Source organism: Psychrobacter sp. SC65A.3, assembly GCF_025642195.1.
In the GTDB taxonomy this organism is placed as follows: domain Bacteria; phylum Pseudomonadota; class Gammaproteobacteria; order Pseudomonadales; family Moraxellaceae; genus Psychrobacter; species Psychrobacter cryohalolentis.
The window spans coordinates 548,984-566,465 of sequence record NZ_CP106752.1 but is presented as its reverse complement, the minus strand read 5'-3'; the positions used below and the strand labels follow the sequence as shown (position 1 = coordinate 566,465).

Annotated in this window: 15 protein-coding genes; 4 read left to right on the top strand and 11 right to left on the bottom strand. The window is 43.1% G+C overall.

Annotation, left to right across the window (positions count from 1 at the left end):
* Window positions 1–463: 463 nt before the first annotated feature.
* From OEG80_RS02420 to OEG80_RS02385, 8 genes are all read right to left on the bottom strand, one after another.
* Window positions 464–1,609, bottom strand: coding sequence for a D-alanine--D-alanine ligase (locus OEG80_RS02420; protein WP_263241575.1), 1,146 nt, complete (start codon window positions 1,607–1,609; stop codon window positions 464–466).
* Between the two features lie 50 nt (window positions 1,610–1,659).
* Window positions 1,660–3,099: a UDP-N-acetylmuramate--L-alanine ligase gene (murC, locus tag OEG80_RS02415; protein WP_263241574.1), complete on the bottom strand. Its 1,440-nt coding sequence runs from the start codon at window positions 3,097–3,099 to the stop codon at window positions 1,660–1,662.
* 69 nt (window positions 3,100–3,168) lie between these two features.
* Window positions 3,169–4,254 carry an undecaprenyldiphospho-muramoylpentapeptide beta-N-acetylglucosaminyltransferase gene (gene murG, locus OEG80_RS02410; RefSeq protein WP_263241572.1) on the bottom strand — a complete coding sequence of 362 codons (1,086 nt, stop codon included), beginning with the start codon at window positions 4,252–4,254 and terminating at the stop codon, window positions 3,169–3,171.
* 338 nt (window positions 4,255–4,592) lie between these two features.
* A complete protein-coding gene (gene gshB, locus OEG80_RS02405; protein WP_263241570.1) occupies window positions 4,593–5,564 on the bottom strand; it encodes a glutathione synthase in 972 nt (323 codons plus the stop codon).
* A 102-nt stretch (window positions 5,565–5,666) separates the two neighbouring features.
* A complete protein-coding gene (gene pyrE, locus OEG80_RS02400) occupies window positions 5,667–6,371 on the bottom strand; it encodes an orotate phosphoribosyltransferase (RefSeq protein WP_020444194.1) in 705 nt (234 codons plus the stop codon).
* A 71-nt stretch (window positions 6,372–6,442) separates the two neighbouring features.
* The gene (locus OEG80_RS02395) at window positions 6,443–7,438 is read right to left on the bottom strand and encodes a hypothetical protein (RefSeq protein ID WP_263241568.1); all 996 of its coding nucleotides are present in this window, start codon (window positions 7,436–7,438) and stop codon (window positions 6,443–6,445) included.
* Window positions 7,439–7,519: 81 nt separating this feature from the next.
* Window positions 7,520–8,362 carry an SDR family oxidoreductase gene (locus OEG80_RS02390; RefSeq protein WP_263241566.1) on the bottom strand — a complete coding sequence of 281 codons (843 nt, stop codon included), beginning with the start codon at window positions 8,360–8,362 and terminating at the stop codon, window positions 7,520–7,522.
* Between the two features lie 49 nt (window positions 8,363–8,411).
* On the bottom strand, window positions 8,412–10,511 hold the full coding sequence (locus OEG80_RS02385) for an Lnb N-terminal periplasmic domain-containing protein (protein WP_263241565.1): 2,100 nt from the start codon (window positions 10,509–10,511) through the stop codon (window positions 8,412–8,414).
* 217 nt (window positions 10,512–10,728) lie between these two features.
* On the opposite strand from OEG80_RS02385, the gene ampD reads away from it, so the two are divergent.
* The 3 genes from ampD to OEG80_RS02370 all read left to right on the top strand — a co-directional run bounded on the left by ampD (window position 10,729) and on the right by OEG80_RS02370 (window position 13,768).
* Window positions 10,729–11,319: a 1,6-anhydro-N-acetylmuramyl-L-alanine amidase AmpD gene (gene ampD / locus OEG80_RS02380; RefSeq protein WP_263241563.1), complete on the top strand. Its 591-nt coding sequence runs from the start codon at window positions 10,729–10,731 to the stop codon at window positions 11,317–11,319.
* Window positions 11,320–11,480: 161 nt separating this feature from the next.
* On the top strand, window positions 11,481–13,031 hold the full coding sequence (murJ, locus tag OEG80_RS02375) for a murein biosynthesis integral membrane protein MurJ (protein ID WP_263241561.1): 1,551 nt from the start codon (window positions 11,481–11,483) through the stop codon (window positions 13,029–13,031).
* A 122-nt stretch (window positions 13,032–13,153) separates the two neighbouring features.
* Window positions 13,154–13,768 (top strand): hypothetical protein, encoded by a 615-nt coding sequence (locus tag OEG80_RS02370; RefSeq protein ID WP_263241559.1) that lies wholly within the window; start codon window positions 13,154–13,156, stop codon window positions 13,766–13,768.
* A gap of 39 nt (window positions 13,769–13,807) precedes the next feature.
* Here OEG80_RS02370 and OEG80_RS02365 read toward each other — a convergent pair whose 3' ends face one another.
* A complete protein-coding gene (locus OEG80_RS02365) occupies window positions 13,808–14,443 on the bottom strand; it encodes a GNAT family N-acetyltransferase (protein ID WP_263241557.1) in 636 nt (211 codons plus the stop codon).
* A gap of 255 nt (window positions 14,444–14,698) precedes the next feature.
* Between OEG80_RS02365 and ribF the strand changes: the two genes are divergently transcribed.
* Complete coding sequence (gene ribF, locus OEG80_RS02360; RefSeq protein ID WP_263241556.1) at window positions 14,699–15,742, top strand: bifunctional riboflavin kinase/FAD synthetase; 1,044 nt, start codon at window positions 14,699–14,701, stop codon at window positions 15,740–15,742.
* A gap of 114 nt (window positions 15,743–15,856) precedes the next feature.
* Here the strand turns inward: ribF and OEG80_RS02355 are convergent, their stop codons facing one another.
* Together OEG80_RS02355 and OEG80_RS02350 are read right to left on the bottom strand one after the other, a co-directional pair.
* Window positions 15,857–16,096, bottom strand: coding sequence for a DUF2789 domain-containing protein (locus OEG80_RS02355; RefSeq protein WP_149409328.1), 240 nt, complete (start codon window positions 16,094–16,096; stop codon window positions 15,857–15,859).
* A gap of 293 nt (window positions 16,097–16,389) precedes the next feature.
* Window positions 16,390–17,379 (bottom strand): malate dehydrogenase, encoded by a 990-nt coding sequence (locus tag OEG80_RS02350; protein WP_011514361.1) that lies wholly within the window; start codon window positions 17,377–17,379, stop codon window positions 16,390–16,392.
* Window positions 17,380–17,482: the final 103 nt, after the last annotated feature.

The window sequence follows — 17,482 nt, the reverse complement described above, 5'->3', positions numbered from 1 at the left end:
ATACATTCGATTCATATTTACGTAAATCGATGATCTTTTTTATTTATGCAAAAGCGCTTATCACCATTATGCAGGTGTAAAATCCATTCAATAGATATGCTATCAATTCGTAACTTTAAATGGCAATATAAAGTGTGCTTGTCGGCCTTTAAATGTAACATTTCTCTTATTTAATGAAGGACTTACCAAAGCGTTGCATAACTATCACCAAAACCACTAGATAGTTACAATATTAACGCATTTTACCTTCAAACAATAGCCTAACCCCTACTACTACTAACGAATTTACACAAGTTTACATGAAGCTGTGGTATAGCAGCTATAGCGATACATTACGAATAATGAGAAGCTACTATTCAACAATGATAAATAGTTTAAATACCTCATTTATTGAAATAATCACTCTTGTATAATTACTAAGAACAGCTTGTTTTATGTAGGCAGTGACTTATTTAATAAAGTGTTACACCGTTTGCGCCAAAATATGCCAGCACAAGCTCTCGAAATCCATGCCACGAGCTTTGGCTGCCATGGGTACCAAACTATGACTGGTCATGCCCGGTACGGTATTAATCTCAAGTAGCCAAAAGTTGCCCGCTTCGTCTTGCATCGCATCGATACGTCCCCAGCCTTTTGCATCAACGGCACGAAACGCCGATAAACTTAGATCTTGCAAATGCTTTTCATCCGCAGCACTTAAACCACAAGGGATATAGTAGCTGGTATCGTTACGATTATACTTGGCTTCGAAGTCATAAAAATTGGTGATATCCGCAGGCTCTAGGCGAATGACAGGATAAGCTTCATCATCAATGATAACGATAGTAAACTCGCGACCAGTTATCCAGCGCTCCGCCATCACTACATCGCCACATTGTACGGCGGTTGCATAGGCAGCAGGAAGCTCATCAAGGTTATTAACCTTAGTCATACCAATGCTTGAGCCTTCATGAACAGGCTTGATAATCAGTGGTAGTCCTAACATATTAACCACCTGCTGCCAGTCGGTATCAGCGGTTAGCAGTGAAAACGGTGCAGTCGATAATCCGCAGCCTTGCCACAGCTGTTTGGTACGTACTTTATCCATACCAAGTGCTGACGCTAAAATACCTGAGCCAGTTTGAGGAATATCAAACCACTGTAGTACGCCTTGCAGCAGACCATCTTCGCCACCACGACCATGTAAGACATTAAATACACGATCATACTGACGTAGTTCAGTAATGTCTTGATGCTTAGGATCAAAATGCGTGGCATCAACCCCTTGGTTTTGTAGTGCTTGCAATACAGCTGCACCGCTGTCTAAAGACACGCTACGCTCATTACTATTACCACCGTAAATGACAGCAACTCTACCAAACTCACTCGCCTCTTTTACTTTACTTTCTTTAATAGCGGGTAACGTATTAGCGCTTTGGCTATTGTTATTTACTTTATCCTGCTCTGCTTGTGCAGCAGCTGCTAAAGCTGTTTCTGGATTGATAATAGGGGCAGCGTTATTTTGAACATTGCCTTTAATGTTGTTTTTACTGTTATCTGTAGCGTTTTGCTCAACATTAACGCCATCTTTATCAATATTATTATTTTCTTTAGTATTATTCATGGTCATCGTTAGTGCTCCTAATATTTTTAAAGCAATGCTTCTAATGCTTCTAAGGCTTATTTGATATAAAGATTATTGGCGGCGAGATCGATAGCTATTTGCCCAACATTACCCGCGCCTTGGGTGATCAGCATATCACCTGCTTTCAATAATCGCTGCATGACAGGGGCAATATTATCTTTATCCACTATCGTTGGCTCGACGGCACCGCGCAAACGTATACTACGTGCTAAGGCTTTGGTGTCCGCACCAGCAATAGGGCTTTCACCAGCAGAATAGACATCCAACAATAATAACTCATCAACACTTGAGAGTACTTCGACAAAATCATCGAAGCAGTCACGGGTACGGCTGTAACGATGAGGCTGGAACATCATCACTAAGCGACGCTCAGGAAAGCTTTGACGCGCCGCTTTAATGGTGGCATCAACTTCTTTTGGATGATGACCATAATCATCAATCAGCAGCACATTACCATCATCTATCTCCACAGAAGCATGTTGCTCAAAACGACGACCAACCCCTTCAAACTTCTGTAGCGCACGGGTGATTGCAGCATCATCGACGCCTTCATCAGTCGCCATAGTAATGGCTGCAAGCGCATTGTAGACATTATGCACGCCCGGAATATTCAGTGTCAGACGCAATGGCTCATGATCACGACGTAGCACTGTAAAATGGGTTTTTGTACCTTCGGTGACCAAATCAACGGCTTGTACATCATTAAATGGCTCAAGACCAAAGGTCAATACTGGACGCCCAATATCATCAATCATCGCGTACAGCTCAGGATCATCACCGCAGACTACTGCCAGACCATAAAACGGCATGTTTTGTAAAAACTGAATATAAGCTGCCTTTAATTTATCAAAACTATTGCCATAAGTTTCCATATGATCTTGATCAATATTGGTGACAATCGCCGCCATCGGATGCAATGACAAGAATGAGGCGTCAGACTCATCAGCCTCGGCAATTAGAAAACGACTGCTACCAAGCGCGGCATTTTTGCCCGAAGCATTAAGCTTACCGCCAATCACATAAGTAGGATCTAAATTGCCTTCTGCCATCATAGTGGTCAGCAAACTGGTCGTGGTGGTTTTACCATGCGCCCCAGCAACAGCAATACCGTGACGATAACGCATCAATTCACCAAGCATATCCGCACGGCGTACCACCGGAAGACGTGCTTCGAGTGCTGCTTTTACTTCGGGATTGCTACGATCGATGGCAGACGATACAATGATGACATCAGCATTGGCAATGTTTTTGGAATCATGACCGATAGCAATATCGATACCAATCTGCGCCAAACGTTTGGTCACTAAGCTCTCAGTAATATCAGAACCACTGACTTGATAGCCTTGATTATTCATAACCTCAGCAATACCACACATCCCCGAACCACCAATACCAATAAAATGTAGATGCTGAATACGGCGCATTTCTGGTATTTCAATCAAACGTTTGGTTAAGGCTTTAGCAGAGGTTGGCATAAGGGTTTCTCTTTTTATAAGACGGATAAAATATAGTAAGGCAAAAATATCAGGTATTTATTTGTTTATCTACAAAGCTTGCCAGATAATATTGGCAACGTGCTGGCAGGCTTGGCGATTGGCAAGCTCATGACCTTTTTTTGCCATCTCTAAGCAAGCAGGTCGATCAAGGTTTGTAAGCTCTTCACTCAAGCGTTTGGGCGTCAGTTCATTTTGCGGTAATAGAATCGCTGCTTTATGTAATGTTAACGTCCGCGCATTTGCCGTTTGATGGTCATCAACTGCACTTGGCAATGGTACAAAAATCGCGGCAATACCCACATTTTGGATTTCAGTAACGGTCAACGCACCAGCACGGCAAACAATAATATCTGCCCAGTTATAAGCCGCTGCCATATCATCGATAAATGGCTGTACGATAAACTGATGTGTACTTAAATTCTTACTATCATATGCTGCTTGCGTCGCCGCTTCATTATTGCGCCCACATTGATGACGTACCTCAAACGGACTCTCTATTAACGCCAGTGCTTTTGGCACGGTCTCATTTAGCACTTGTGCACCCAGTGAGCCGCCAACCACTAGCAGTTTTAATGCTGAGCGATCATTTATATCATAACGCGCTATAGGTTCAGCGACACCAGTAATCGCGTTACGTACTGGATTACCAACTGTTTCAAGTTTTGCATCAAGCTGACTATTACCAAAGGTATTTTCAAACGCTTGCAAGACTTTGGTCGCCATCTTTGCCAAGTAGCGGTTACTCATGCCAGCAATGGCATTTTGCTCATGGATAATAAGCGGTGTCTTGGTCAAACGGGCTGCTATACCGCCGGGTGCGCTGACATATCCGCCAAAACCAACCACTATATCAATATTATTACCACGAATGATTTTGATCACTGCCATAGTCGCAGAAAGCAAGGTAACTGGCATTTTAAGCAAACGCCCAATCCCTTTACCGCGTAAGCCTTGCATCTCAATCGCATGAAAAGGATAACCGGTTGGCGCCACCAAACCATTCTCCATACCGTTTGGTGTGCCTAACCAATGAATCACCGCACCGCGCTTAGTCAGTTCTTCACTAACCGCAAGTGCTGGAAATACATGCCCGCCAGTACCAGCAGCCATCATTAATATGTGCGGTGTCTTCATGAAACGCCTGCCTATCTTTTTTGTATTGATATGAAGGACTTATTGTCCTATAGCCATCTTACTCATTGGGTCATTAGAGCTGTTTAAAAGCCCGCATAGTATAGTGTAAATCGTGGTCTGATATATAGTCATTTCTGCCCGACCAATAACAAAAATCCAAGCCGTGAATAATCGCGACTTGGCTTTGGTAAATACCGCGAAATCGTTATCAAAACGCTAGTACCCTGACGTTTTAACGATCTATGTTAGCACAACTATTTTTACTCATTGTGCCAGTAGATGAGCATTACATTACTCTATCCTTACAGCTTATTTAACTAACAAACTTTAGCAGCCTATCAGATTGCCAGTCTTCGCTCTATTGCGATGATAAAATCGGTCGCAATGTCTGTACCACATTGGTCATCAATCTCACGCACACAGGTTGGACTGGTGACATTAATTTCCGTAATGCGTCCACCAATTAAGTCTAAACCAACGAACATTAAACCTTTTGCTTTGACAATAGGCGCGACCACTTCTGCGACTTGGCGTTCGATATCGGTCAGCGGCATGGCTACACCGCTACCACCAGCGGCAAGATTCCCACGCGTCTCACCCTTTGTTGGAATACGAGCCAAGGTATAGTCAACCACAGTGCCATCAACAATAAGCACGCGCTTATCACCTTCTTTAATCTCTGGTAGATAACGCTGTGCCATAATCGGCAGCGTTTCAAGCTCAGTCAACATCTCAAGCGTCACGCCAATATTTGGACTGTCAGCAGTCAGGCGAAATATGCCTGTACCGCCCATACCGTCTAATGGCTTAACAATAACGTCTTGCTGCTCAGCGATAAATTTGCGAATGTGAGCCTGTTTACTGGTCACAATCGTTGGGCTCATATAATCGCTAAACCAAGTGGCAAACAATTTCTCATTACAATCACGAATGGCTTGTGGGTCATTGACGACCAGTACACCTGCGGCCTTTGCATGATCAAGCATGTAAGTTGCATAAATAAAGCGCATATCAAACGGTGGATCTTTACGCATCAAAATCACATCATAATCGCTGACCGAACCTGTCGTCTTATCCCCTAACGTATAAAAATCCTCAGGATCACGCTTGACAATGACTGACTGCGTATCGACCATCAACTGCCCACGATCAAGCCATAAATCATGAATCTGACAGTAACCCAAACGATGACCGCGATCTTGCGCCGACCACATCATAGCCAGACTGGTGTCTTTTTTATAATTAACTTGCTCAATGGGATCCATAACCACAAGTATGTTCAAAGATTTTTTTGTCTGTTCTAGGCTCATAAGAATACTCATTTACAGGATGTTATTAATAGATAAAATACACACAAATCACATATCAGCATGCCAATATATACAAGTATAGATAGCAATAGTTACGCTTAACTATACGCCATACTGGGTACGGTAATGCTGCATTTTTGCAAGTTGAGTTGCATTTTGATTCGAATGACCACCCTCTGCCAGATAGCTGATTAAGTCGTCAATATCGACAAGGGCGCGCACTGGAACGTTTAACGTTGCCGCCAGTTCCTGAATTGCCGAGCGCTCTGCTAAGCCTTTTTCCTTACGGTCAAGCGCCACAATAATACCGGCAACATGTGCGCCTGCTTGTTCTAAAATCTCAACCACTTCACGCATCGCTGTACCAGCGGTAATGACATCATCCAATACCCAAACGGCTTTGCCATTAACATCAGCGCCGACCAAATTACCGCCTTCACCATGCGTTTTGGCTTCTTTACGGTTATAGCCCCAGTTGGCATTGATACCATGATGTAACCATAAAGCCTGTGCAGTTGCTGCCACAAAGGGAATACCCTTATAAGCGGCACCAAAGATAACCAGTTCTTGTGCGCCTTTACCCTCATTTGTAGCAGCCATCTGTTCAGCTAAGGCATCTGCATAACCACGTGCTAATAGCGACAACATCTCACCTGATGCAAGCAAACCTGCATTAAAAAAATACGGACTAATGCGACCAGACTTTAAGACAAACTCGCCAAACTTTAAGACTTGGTTGTCTAACGCCAGTTGAATAAAGGCATGAGATGAAAATGGGGCATTGTTAGCGTATTGGGCATGGGGCATTAGAGAATTCCTATGAACAAAAAGAAAGGTTTAAAAATGATTATCATGACGCGCATTATAGGCGTTGGCGCTTAACTTGACCAACCATTGATATCATAATCTTGTATATTGGGATATCGGGTCAGAAGACCGCAACGTGAGGAGAGGTCAAAATAACAGTGACCATCACGACTCATTTGAATATTCCAGCCCAAATGATGAGCGGCTATGATCACATGCCCTGCAAAAATTCGAATTTGGCGATAGGCATGCCGCTGAGCAGGCTCACAGATACTCTGACTGAGTAAGTAGCTGCGTATATGCTGGCAAATTTGCGCGGCACTATAACTATGGTTGATACTTTTGCGGCGGCTGCACTGCTTTAAAGCATGAACAGCAACGCTACACGCCATAATATCAGTCGCTAAGCTGCCTTCACCTAACTCGAACTGCTGCGGCTGCAGTATTACGTGCCAGTCATCAGCATACATACTATTTAAAAGCTCATCAGGGTTATAGCGTTTGGTCAGGGTGCGCAGAGATAGTGCAGCAGACGCTTTGGTTTTAGCATTAATATCTTTATCACTCTCTTCGCTCTCCGTCTCTGAAAATCCATAACGATTCAATCTTGGATACGCCCGAATTGCTTGTTGAATATCTGACATATCTAGCAAAACCATCTCATTTAACGACGACATTAATGGCTGCTCGCTCTGATTGTGATAAAAACTATCAGGCAGCGCTATCAATTTAGCAGCGTTTAGTAATGATAAATGTTCTGCTAATGCCTCTGACGCAATAAGCGACCATTTTGACAAGCTGTCCTTATCAGGCTGATAAAAACGGGCAGCATTGCCATATAATCGGCGTAATTGCCCATTTAAGCGTCGCGCTGGTTCTGGAATATCTGTCAGCGGTCTTGCAGGATCTAATGGCACTTGCGTCGGATCAAAATTAGGATGGACAATCGCAGGCTGGTCACTACTGAATAAAACGGCTGATTGCGCCGCATTATTATTTGCAAACTGACCCTCTGCCACAAGATCAACACTGAATAAACCCTCATCAGAAGTAAAAGGCTGGGTCATGAAATCTCCCTAAGTGAGTGCTATTATAAAACAGCACTCATGAACAATATATTTGAAAACGTATTTAAGCGCTATAGCAACTTATGAGTCTTGATGACGCAAAATATCTTCATATCCCATTTGCCAATCAGGATACGTCAGCCACGCTAACGGAATATTGCTATGTAGGCGCTTTCCGGTCATGGCGCTATTCTTATCATCAAGTACTGGCAGTGCTTCACCCAGTCGCTCACATAGCCAAGTGGTCAGCGTAAAGGAAGTCACTGGCAAATAATCGGTTGCAATATAAACAGGCTTTGGTACCTCTATCGTCAGTACTTTGGCGATAATATTGACCAAATCAGAGTCCATAATGCGATTGGTCCACACGCCAGCTACTATCGGCTTTTTCTCTGACTCTTTAGCTTTACGCACACGCATTAAGCGCTCGCGCCCATAAATACCACTTGGGCGGATGATAATTGCTTTATCATCAAAACCTTGTTTCAGCATTTGCTCTGCTTGCAATATCACCTGTGATGCTTCGCGTTTAGGCAGCATCGGCACGGTATCTTTATCTATCCATTCACCGTTATCTTGCCCATAGATGCCAGTTGAAGAAATAAAAACAATGCGCTGAAGATTGGCTAGTTTATCCGCAAGCGCCGCTAAATGCCGATTAATCGCCAAGTAGCTATTGTGATAACCATTGGTTGAGTACTCATCAGGGGTGACAATGATAGCAATATGAGTAAAGTCTTGCAGTTGCTCAGCGCTAAGCGTTAACACATCTGCTTGCATAAATTTAGCTTTATCATCCAGTGCGTAATGCTGTCGCTCATTACGTGCCAGCCCTGTGACATTTAAGCCATCTTGCGCAAGCTTATTGGTCACTGGTAATCCAATGTCACCTTGACCGATAATTAATATATTATGCGTATTCATCATAATTCCTGCCTGCCTTTGAAGATGTTACTTAAAATATTGGTGGCTACTAAAAATAACGTCGATATGACAGCTGTACATCGTCATTAGCATCAATGCGATCTTGCCATTCATAATTGGCATTGATACGTAATGCTTGTTTTTTATCGATATCGTATTGCAGCCCTAAGCTTGATATCGGCTGCCAATAATGACTGCGCACATTAGAGTCGTCGCTGCTGCCATGATACCAATATGGCAATTGCAATTCAGCCTGTGCACGTAACTGATTGTTAATCTGATAACGGCAGCCAGCGTTTACGCCTGCGCCGACACGAAAGCCTTTATTGATACCACGCCCCGTTTGCGCGGTACCTGCCAAAAAGGTATAACAAAGCTGCGGCGGCATCTCGCCTGTACCTGCACTAGGCGTACCAAATGCCCATGACCATCCTGATTCATAGCCCAAGCTACCAACTAAATGGTCAGTACCGTCTTGCTGCGAGCCATCGTTTACACGCGTGGCCTCTATACTCGCGCCCCAAGTCTTGCCCTTCTTAGCCGAATTGACAGGGTTAAAAGAACGCCCTTTAATCAAAGTCAAATTCTGTAACACCACACTTTTTGGCTGATTGGCTTTATCATTATCTGTGTCATACAAACGCACAGTCGCAGAAGCACCTTCTAAATCAAAGAACTGTGGAAAACCAGACGGATGATCAAGGGTATCGTGATAGCCTGCGCGTGCGCCAAGATCGATGTAATTATTATCGCCGCGCTGACCGATGCCAATACTGCCCATTTGCAGCGAATGTCGATTGAGAGGATTGGTATCTGAGACCGCAATCTGGTGAGTCAGTAACGTCTGACCATCAGCTGACATGCTCGAAACTTTATTGAGCTGGGCCGACTTAATCTCATTAATCGTCTGTTTTGGGTTGTTATGGTAGCCGAGCTGCTTACGCTCCTGTTTGACTTTGTTCAATTGCGCTTGGCGTAAGGTACTATCAGCCGGCGTATAATTGGTGCTAGCAAGAAAACCTTCTTTGTTCAGCAGCTGTACCACATCTGATGGAATAACGGCATAAGGCAGCTGACTTAATAAATGCTGCTCTGGACGTACCACATCTATCAAGCGCAAAATCTCAGAGGCGCAGTTGTCAGAGGTAAAGTAATAGGGCAATTTTAAATCTTTGGTTTCCCAAACGTGCAATATGATTTGCTGTACTTCCTCTGGGGTCAAATCCAATTGATATGTCCACGCATCACGCTCATCGTCTTGCAGATATTTAGCCAGCTTTTCTGGATAAGGGTCAATCTCGATCAGATTGTTATAGCCGCCCGTCATAGATTTGATGGCATACAATACAAAGTTATCTTTGGTATCGCCATCGACCGTATCATTTAGCGCATAAGCATGATGAATTTGGCTTGGATCAGCCACACTTGCTTTTGAATCGATACGCAACAAGGTATGCGCAAAAGCAGACAAAGGATTGTCTAAGTACTCTTGGGCAAACATAATAGACAGCTGCTCAGGTGCAAGCTTTTGCATCCATTCCGTCAGCTCTGGACAAGTTACCTGCATCGCTGACTTATCAATAGCCAAGGTATCGCTTAGCCATTTTGCTCTTGCTGGGAAACGGCATAGCGCAGAGTTGCTATTACTAGCTTGGGCAGTATGATTAGTTTTAAAGTTATTGGTTTTATTAGCTATTTCATCAGCAAAGGCAACAAGCATCGCATCAAGCTCAGCACCTGAATCCTCACGCCCATTTGAGCTCAAAAAGAAGCGAGCGTCATCAACCGCACTGATATTTTTATTTTTGCCAAACAAACCTTTTTTCTCATCAGAGAAATATAATAAGCGGCGCCACGTCGTATCTTGGGCAAGATTCTTTGTCTTAGCCTGCTCACGCCATAGATTTAGCAGCTGATTTGCATCTGTTTCGGCTTTAGCCTTGTTAGTATTAGTATTAGTATTAGTATTGGCATCAGTATTAAGTGCAAGCTCACCAGTCGTAACCAGTGATGCAGGCGTTGGTAAAAATGCCTGTGCTTGCGCAGTTAGCAGCAGTCCAGCTATCGCCCATGACAAACGTGCACGGCGGCTAAGCTGTATTGGCGTACCATCTAGCGCAATACGATTTGAAACTGAGTGTATGGACATAAGTAAAATCTCGCACTGTAAAGGTGATACGCTTATCGCGTGATGGACGCTCATTAAAAATTTGAACATTTATGAGTAACAATAGACTTTTAGCAAAATATTATTGACGTCTCTCTTGTTTATACTGAAATGACGATATATTTGCTATTTGTTTATACAAAATTTACGATAAAACGCATTCTTCTGCTGATTAATAACCACGATAAAAGAGAGCATTATGTCTATAGCATCATCAATGACTATCAACGAGGGTCAATTATCTGCCGCCACGTGGCTTGCATCGCCAAACACTAATAAAAGACCTGAACATATCAGCATTGATACAATTGTTATTCACAATATTAGCCTACCGCCTAACGAGTTTGGCGCGTGCGGTTCTGATGGCAACCACTACGTCAAAGCCTTGTTCACCAATCAATTAGACTGGGACGCCCATCCTTATTTTCAGACGATAAAAGGTGCTGAAGTTTCCGCACATTTATTTATCGAGCGTGACGGTACTATCACCCAGTTTGTGAATTTTAACGAGCGTGCATGGCATGCCGGCAGGTCGAGCTATCTTGGTCGAGCTGAGTGTAATGATTATAGCATTGGCATTGAGCTTGAAGGGTCAGATTTTGTGCCCTTTAGCGCGGCGCAGTATGAGTCATTGGCAAACGCAATCGTCGCAATCTATGACGCGTATCCCAAAACCCGTCGGCATCTGACTGGTCATAGTGACATTGCACCTGTTCGCAAGACTGACCCCGGTGATTGTTTTGAATGGACAAGATTGCGTGAAATGGTAGCCCGCCTTCTTGAGGGCTAAACCTTACTTCAATGAGGATAAAGTCTCAAGAAATAGAAGAATACATATTCCATATTCAATGCATTTACCTAGGTTATGAAAGTGCTATAATCTGACAGTTTTTTTGACTCTCGTAAATCAGCAAGCAACCATCACTAAACAAATTGGCATAATAGGTTCTCATGGCAAAAAGTCGGTTATTTCGTTCAACCATGGTAGTCAGTAGTATGACTATGCTGTCGCGTATTTTAGGTCTGGTACGCGATATTGTGTTATTAGGCGTCTTTGGCGCTGGCGGTCTGATGGACGCTTTCTTGGTCGCCTTTAAGATACCGAACTTTCTGCGACGCCTGTTTGCTGAAGGCGCATTTAGTCAGGCCTTTGTACCTGTTTTATCTGAATATAAAGAAAAATATAGTCTACGAGAAGTACAGATATTAGTCAGTCGCACGTCAGGTGCGCTGATGTTAATTTTATCGATGCTTACCGTTGTGGTTATTTTAATGGCACCGTGGGTCGTGACTTTATTTGCGCCCGGTTTTGCTGATCAACCTGATAAGTTTGCGATTACCGCTGAGCTGTTGCGCCTAACCTTCCCTTACTTATTATTTATCTCAATGACCGCTTTTGCCAGTGGCATTTTACAAAGTTACGGACGTTTTGCGGCACCAGCCTTTGCACCTGTATTGCTCAATCTGTGTATGATTGGTGGCGCGCTGGTTTTTGCACCTATGTTTGAGACGCCCATTATGGCGCTCGGTTATGCGGTCGCTATCGCCGGTTTATTACAGCTCCTACTGCAATTGCCACAGTTATCCCAGCAAAAACTACTGGTGATGCCCAAAATCGACTTCCAGCATGAAGGCGTCAGACGCATATTAAAGCTGATGCTACCTGCTATCTTTGGGGTGTCGGTTACTCAAATTAATCTGCTATTAAATACTATCTTTGCCTCTTTGATGATTGGCGGCTCAGTCTCGTGGTTATATGCCGCTGAGCGTATGAGCGAGTTACCCCTTGGTTTAATTGGTGTGGCAATTGGTACAGTCATTTTGCCAAGCCTATCAAAAAGTGAAGCCCAAAAAGACGATGTCAGTTTTAAAAAGACCATCGATTGGGCAGCTCGTTTAATTATCTTAGTCGGTGTACCTGCATCGGCAGCACTGTTTATTCTGTCTGACGTGCTCATGCAAGCGCTATTTTTACGTGGCGAATTTACTTTACGTGATGCGCAAATGAGTTCGCTTGCGCTAAAAAGCATGGCGGGTGGCATCTTAGGCTTTATGTTGATTAAAGTCTTTGCCCCTGCGTTTTTTGCTCGTCAAGATATCCGTACGCCCGTCAGAATCGGTATTATTTCCGTTTTCGCTAATATGATCTTTAGTGTTATCTTTATTGGGATATTTTACTTCCTTGAGATTCCATTGCATGGCGGTCTGGCACTTGCGACAACTGGCGCATCATTTGTGAATGCAGGCTTACTGTATTATTTCTTGCATAAGCGTGATATTTTCCGTTTTGGAAGTCACTGGAAAAAACTGTTTGCGCAGTTTGCAATCTCTACCAGTGCCATGATCGCTGTGCTTTATATCATGCTACCGTACTTTCCAACCGATAAGGCACAGTGGCAACGTTTGGTTGCGCTGCTGATTATGTGTGTGGTCGGTGCGCTGGTTTACGGCGGAGTATTATTGGCAACAGGCTTCCGTCCTCGCCAGCTCAAACATGGTTAAAAGGGTGTGATAAATTATTGGTTTACCAAACCAAAACAAGCTCAATATGAGAATTGACAGTGCATACTGCTGATAGTTGCCATAATGGCTTATTGTTAAATTACTCAATATTAAGGTTTTATATGACTACTCAGCAGCTTGCAGCTCAACGCTTACCTATGATTTTTGCGACCGGTCTACTCAGTGCTGGACTATTAATAAGCAGTTGTAGCGATAATAACAAGGTAGAGACCCAGCCAGCAGACGAGACAACGGACAGCTCATCTGCCATAAATACTGTTAACAGCACGGATGATGTCGATAGTACTGCTGATGTTAATAAGACTGATAGCATAGCTAACAGTGATGCGGCTAAGACAGATAACGACATCGTCAGTCAAGATATCAGCCCTATCGCAGCAGCTGTAAAAGAGCCAAGTATACTAACCAATCGAACCGAAGCAGGTACACCAGAAAATACGGTGAAACTAGCGCTTGATACCTTATATTATGGCGACGTTAAAAAAGCGGTGTCATACTATAAAGTCGATATGGAGAATTTCGCTGAAGAGTTAAAAAACACCCAGTTTGCCTTTAAGCAGACGGTTGAAGCGGTCACTATTATTGATACCAAGTACAATAGCGATAAAACAAAAGCCACGGTCACAGGTGAGCTAAGATTAAAAGGTCAAAGTGAGCCTGCGCCTTTGGCTTATGAGCTGCAAAAAATCAATGGTGAATGGAAAATTTTGGGGTAAAAAATTCTTGTTTAAAGCAGGAATGTCACCATAGTTATCTTAGATATCATTGTCATTATCTAGCACCCGTTTACCCAGCATCACCACATCAGCGATAAATCCATCCATATCACAGACTTGTGGCATCAACCCCCATTGCTCAAAGCCAAGCTTACGAAATAACCCCAAGCTTGGCTGGTTATGGGCAAAAATAAGCGCTGCAACATTACGAATACCGAGGCTTGGCGCTTGCTGCAACATCCAGCGAAGCAATAAACTGCCTAGACCTCGACTATGATAGTTGTTGTGAATATAAATGCTGATCTCGCTACTAATATGATAAGCCGGACGCGCATACAAATCACTAAAGCTGCCCCATGCGACAATTGACGGGTGTTTTTTATGCATATCGTCTTCCACAGCTATATCTATCATTCTAACGACATAGATAGGTCGTGTTGCACTCTCGATATGTTCTACAAACCAAGCTACCCGCTCTTCATAAGTCACTGGTTCTAGATTGGCTGTTGCCTGCTTACCAGCAATACTTTGATTATAAATGGCTAAAACTTCAGATAAATCATTTGCAGTCGCATACTGCACCATAAATGTATCGCCAAACTTATTCGTCAATATAGGCAAATTAGTCCGATCAAAAATAGGTTTAGAATGTGGGTTAGCTGTTATTGCAGACATAGCACCTCCGTAATGGGTTATTCATCGTTAATAGTTTGATCACCCTATAAAGCGATATCTAGGTAGTCAAACAAGCTTCAGTCAGTAAAATAACTGTGATATAAAACGGACAATACCGTTCTGCCATTATCAGCAGACTATAGGATGTTAGTCTGGCTATTTTACTTTATAATGGCTGATTTTAAACACATCGATTTTATATCCAAATGTGTTTTTCATTTTTTATCTGGTTTCATCTATCATAGCTGAACATTTATGAATACCTATTTTCTTGAGCAACTGCTGGCGTCTTCAGACGCTTCGCCTACCAATACCAACCCAGTAGCTTTAGCGCCCTGTGTGCTCACTATTGGCAATTTTGATGGCGTGCATTTGGGACATCAAGCGATGCTTACTCAAGTGCGCGAACTTGCAAAGGCGCGTAATCTTGGCTCTGCCGTGATGATATTTGAGCCACAGCCAAGAGAGTTCTTTGCTCCTGCTGCTGCCCCAGCCCGTTTAACCAATCTTGCTGAAAAGCAAGCGTTGCTAGCAGAATATGGCGTTGAAACCTTGATTGTGGCAGGCTTCGACAACGAATTTCGCTCATTATCAGCGCAGGCATTTGCAGATATTTTAGCACAGCGTTTAAATGTACAAGCCTTGGTATTGGGTGATGATTTTAAATTTGGGCATGATCGTACTGGTGACAGTCAGTTTTTACGCGATTATGGTTTGCATGTGACCAATCTAGATACGATTACTGACGATAATCATAAAGCAGCACGCATCAGCTCCACTCGTATTCGGGATCTCTTATTGGCAGGTGATATCAATGCGGCTAATGCATTACTTGGTCGAGATTACGCTATTACTGGCACGGTCGTTGGCGGTGATAAAATTGGTCGCACCATGGACTTCCCGACTGCTAATATTGACCTAAAACGTATTAAGCCTGCCTTACATGGTATTTTTGCGGTCGATGTGGTTAGCCTAGATAATGATGGCAATGTTATACCAAGCGATTTAGTCAAACGTGCAGATGATGGTCATAAAGGCATAGCAGGTTTGCAGGCACACAGTTTGTTTGGTACTGCTAATATCGGCACTAGACCTTCCGTCGACAAAACCCATGATTGGCGTTTGGAAGTACACTTTCCACAACTACAAGCCGACTTATATGGTTTAACCTTGCAGGTGCGTTTTTTGCATTATTTGCATGGTGAACGTCATTACGAAAGTTTGGATGCGCTAAAAGAAGGTATTCATCATGATGTACAAGAATTGATTGAATGGCGAGACAAGCAAACGGGCGGTTAAGTAGTGACCCTTTTAAACAAATCATTAATAAATAAAAACCCACAACTTTTAAAGTTGTGGGTTTTTTAATGGCTAGTTTATTATCAGGTTATTTTTTATTGCCTAGCTGATAACTTACGCCTGTGGGTGCAAACGTACATTCAACTCATCAATCACTTCTACCCACGCTGCATCTTTTTCCCATTCTTCTTGTAGGAACATACGTTGGTTGTCATTCCAGATACTGGCTTCTGTCAATTTTTCTTCTTTTGCTAATTGATTGTTTTCAATAAAATGATCAATCGCCTCATCAGAGCTATCAAGACCCAACTGAGCGAATAACTCACTCATATTATATTCAGGTTCGCCTAACATACATTTTCTCCTTAAATGGCAAAATTTACTTATGCTTATTATTTAAATGAACCTGATTATTGTAGCAAGCTTTATAGTAATAGCTGTTAATCAACGTTTATCTAACGTTATCAATTGTATTAACCTTTAAGCATTATGCGGAAATAGGCATCATAAGTAGGCTATTTATCGATGAACTATAAATAATGCTGACAGCATGCTAAAACTTAAACAAAAAAAGCCCTCATGATAAATGAGGGCTTTTTACTTAGTGCTGAATATAAACAGCCCTAATATGACAATAGCCTAAAAGCTTACGGTAATAAGTGTGCTACTGCATCACGCTCTTCGCTCAGCTCTTGCTCAGTGGCTGCCATTTTCTCTTTTGAGAAATCTGATGACACATCAACGCCATCTACGATAGACCAATCGCCGTTAGCACAAGTCACTGGGAATGAGTAAATCAAACCTTTGGCAATACCGTACTCGCCGTTTGAATAGACACCCATAGATACCCAATCATTCTCATCAGTACCCATTACCCATGTGCGTACGTGTGCGATAGCCGCGTTGGCAGCAGAAGCAGCAGATGATGCACCGCGTGCTTTGATGATTGCAGCGCCACGTTGTTGTACTTCTGGGATATAAGTACCTTCATACCATGCGCGATCAACCAAGTCTAACGCCGGTTTGCCATTTACAGTGCTCGCCGTCAAATCAGGATACTGAGTTGATGAATGGTTGCCCCAGATGATCATTTTCTTCACGTCATTAACCGTGCTGTCAGTCTTACCAGCTAACTGTGCCATTGCACGGTTATGATCTAGGCGAGTCATGGCAGTGAAGTTACGTGGATCTAAATCCGGTGCGTTACGCTGAGCGATAACAGCGTTGGTGTTAGCAGGATTACCTACTACTAATACTTTAACATCACGGCTTGCAACATCATTCAATGCTTTACCTTGCGCTGAGAAAATCGCAGCATTGGCTTCTAGCAAATCCTTACGTTCCATACCAGGACCACGAGGGCGTGAGCCTACGAGTAACGCATAATCGACATCTTTAAAAGCCACGGTCGCATCATCAGTTTGGACGACACCAGCCAATAATGGGAATGCACAGTCTTCTAATTCCATGACCACACCCTTTAGGGCGTCGAGTGCTGGAGCGATTTCAAGTAATTGCAGAATCACTGGCTGATCTTTGCCTAGCATCTCGCCAGAAGCAATACGAAATAACATAGCATAGCTGATATTACCAGCGGCACCAGTCACGGCAACGCGTACAGGCTGTTTCATTGACATTGAATACTCCCTAATTATTGATTAGATATTCACGATTCTAATTGGTGATTATCGATTTAGATAGCGATTTACTCGCTGAATGCTTACTAGATTAATATAGTAG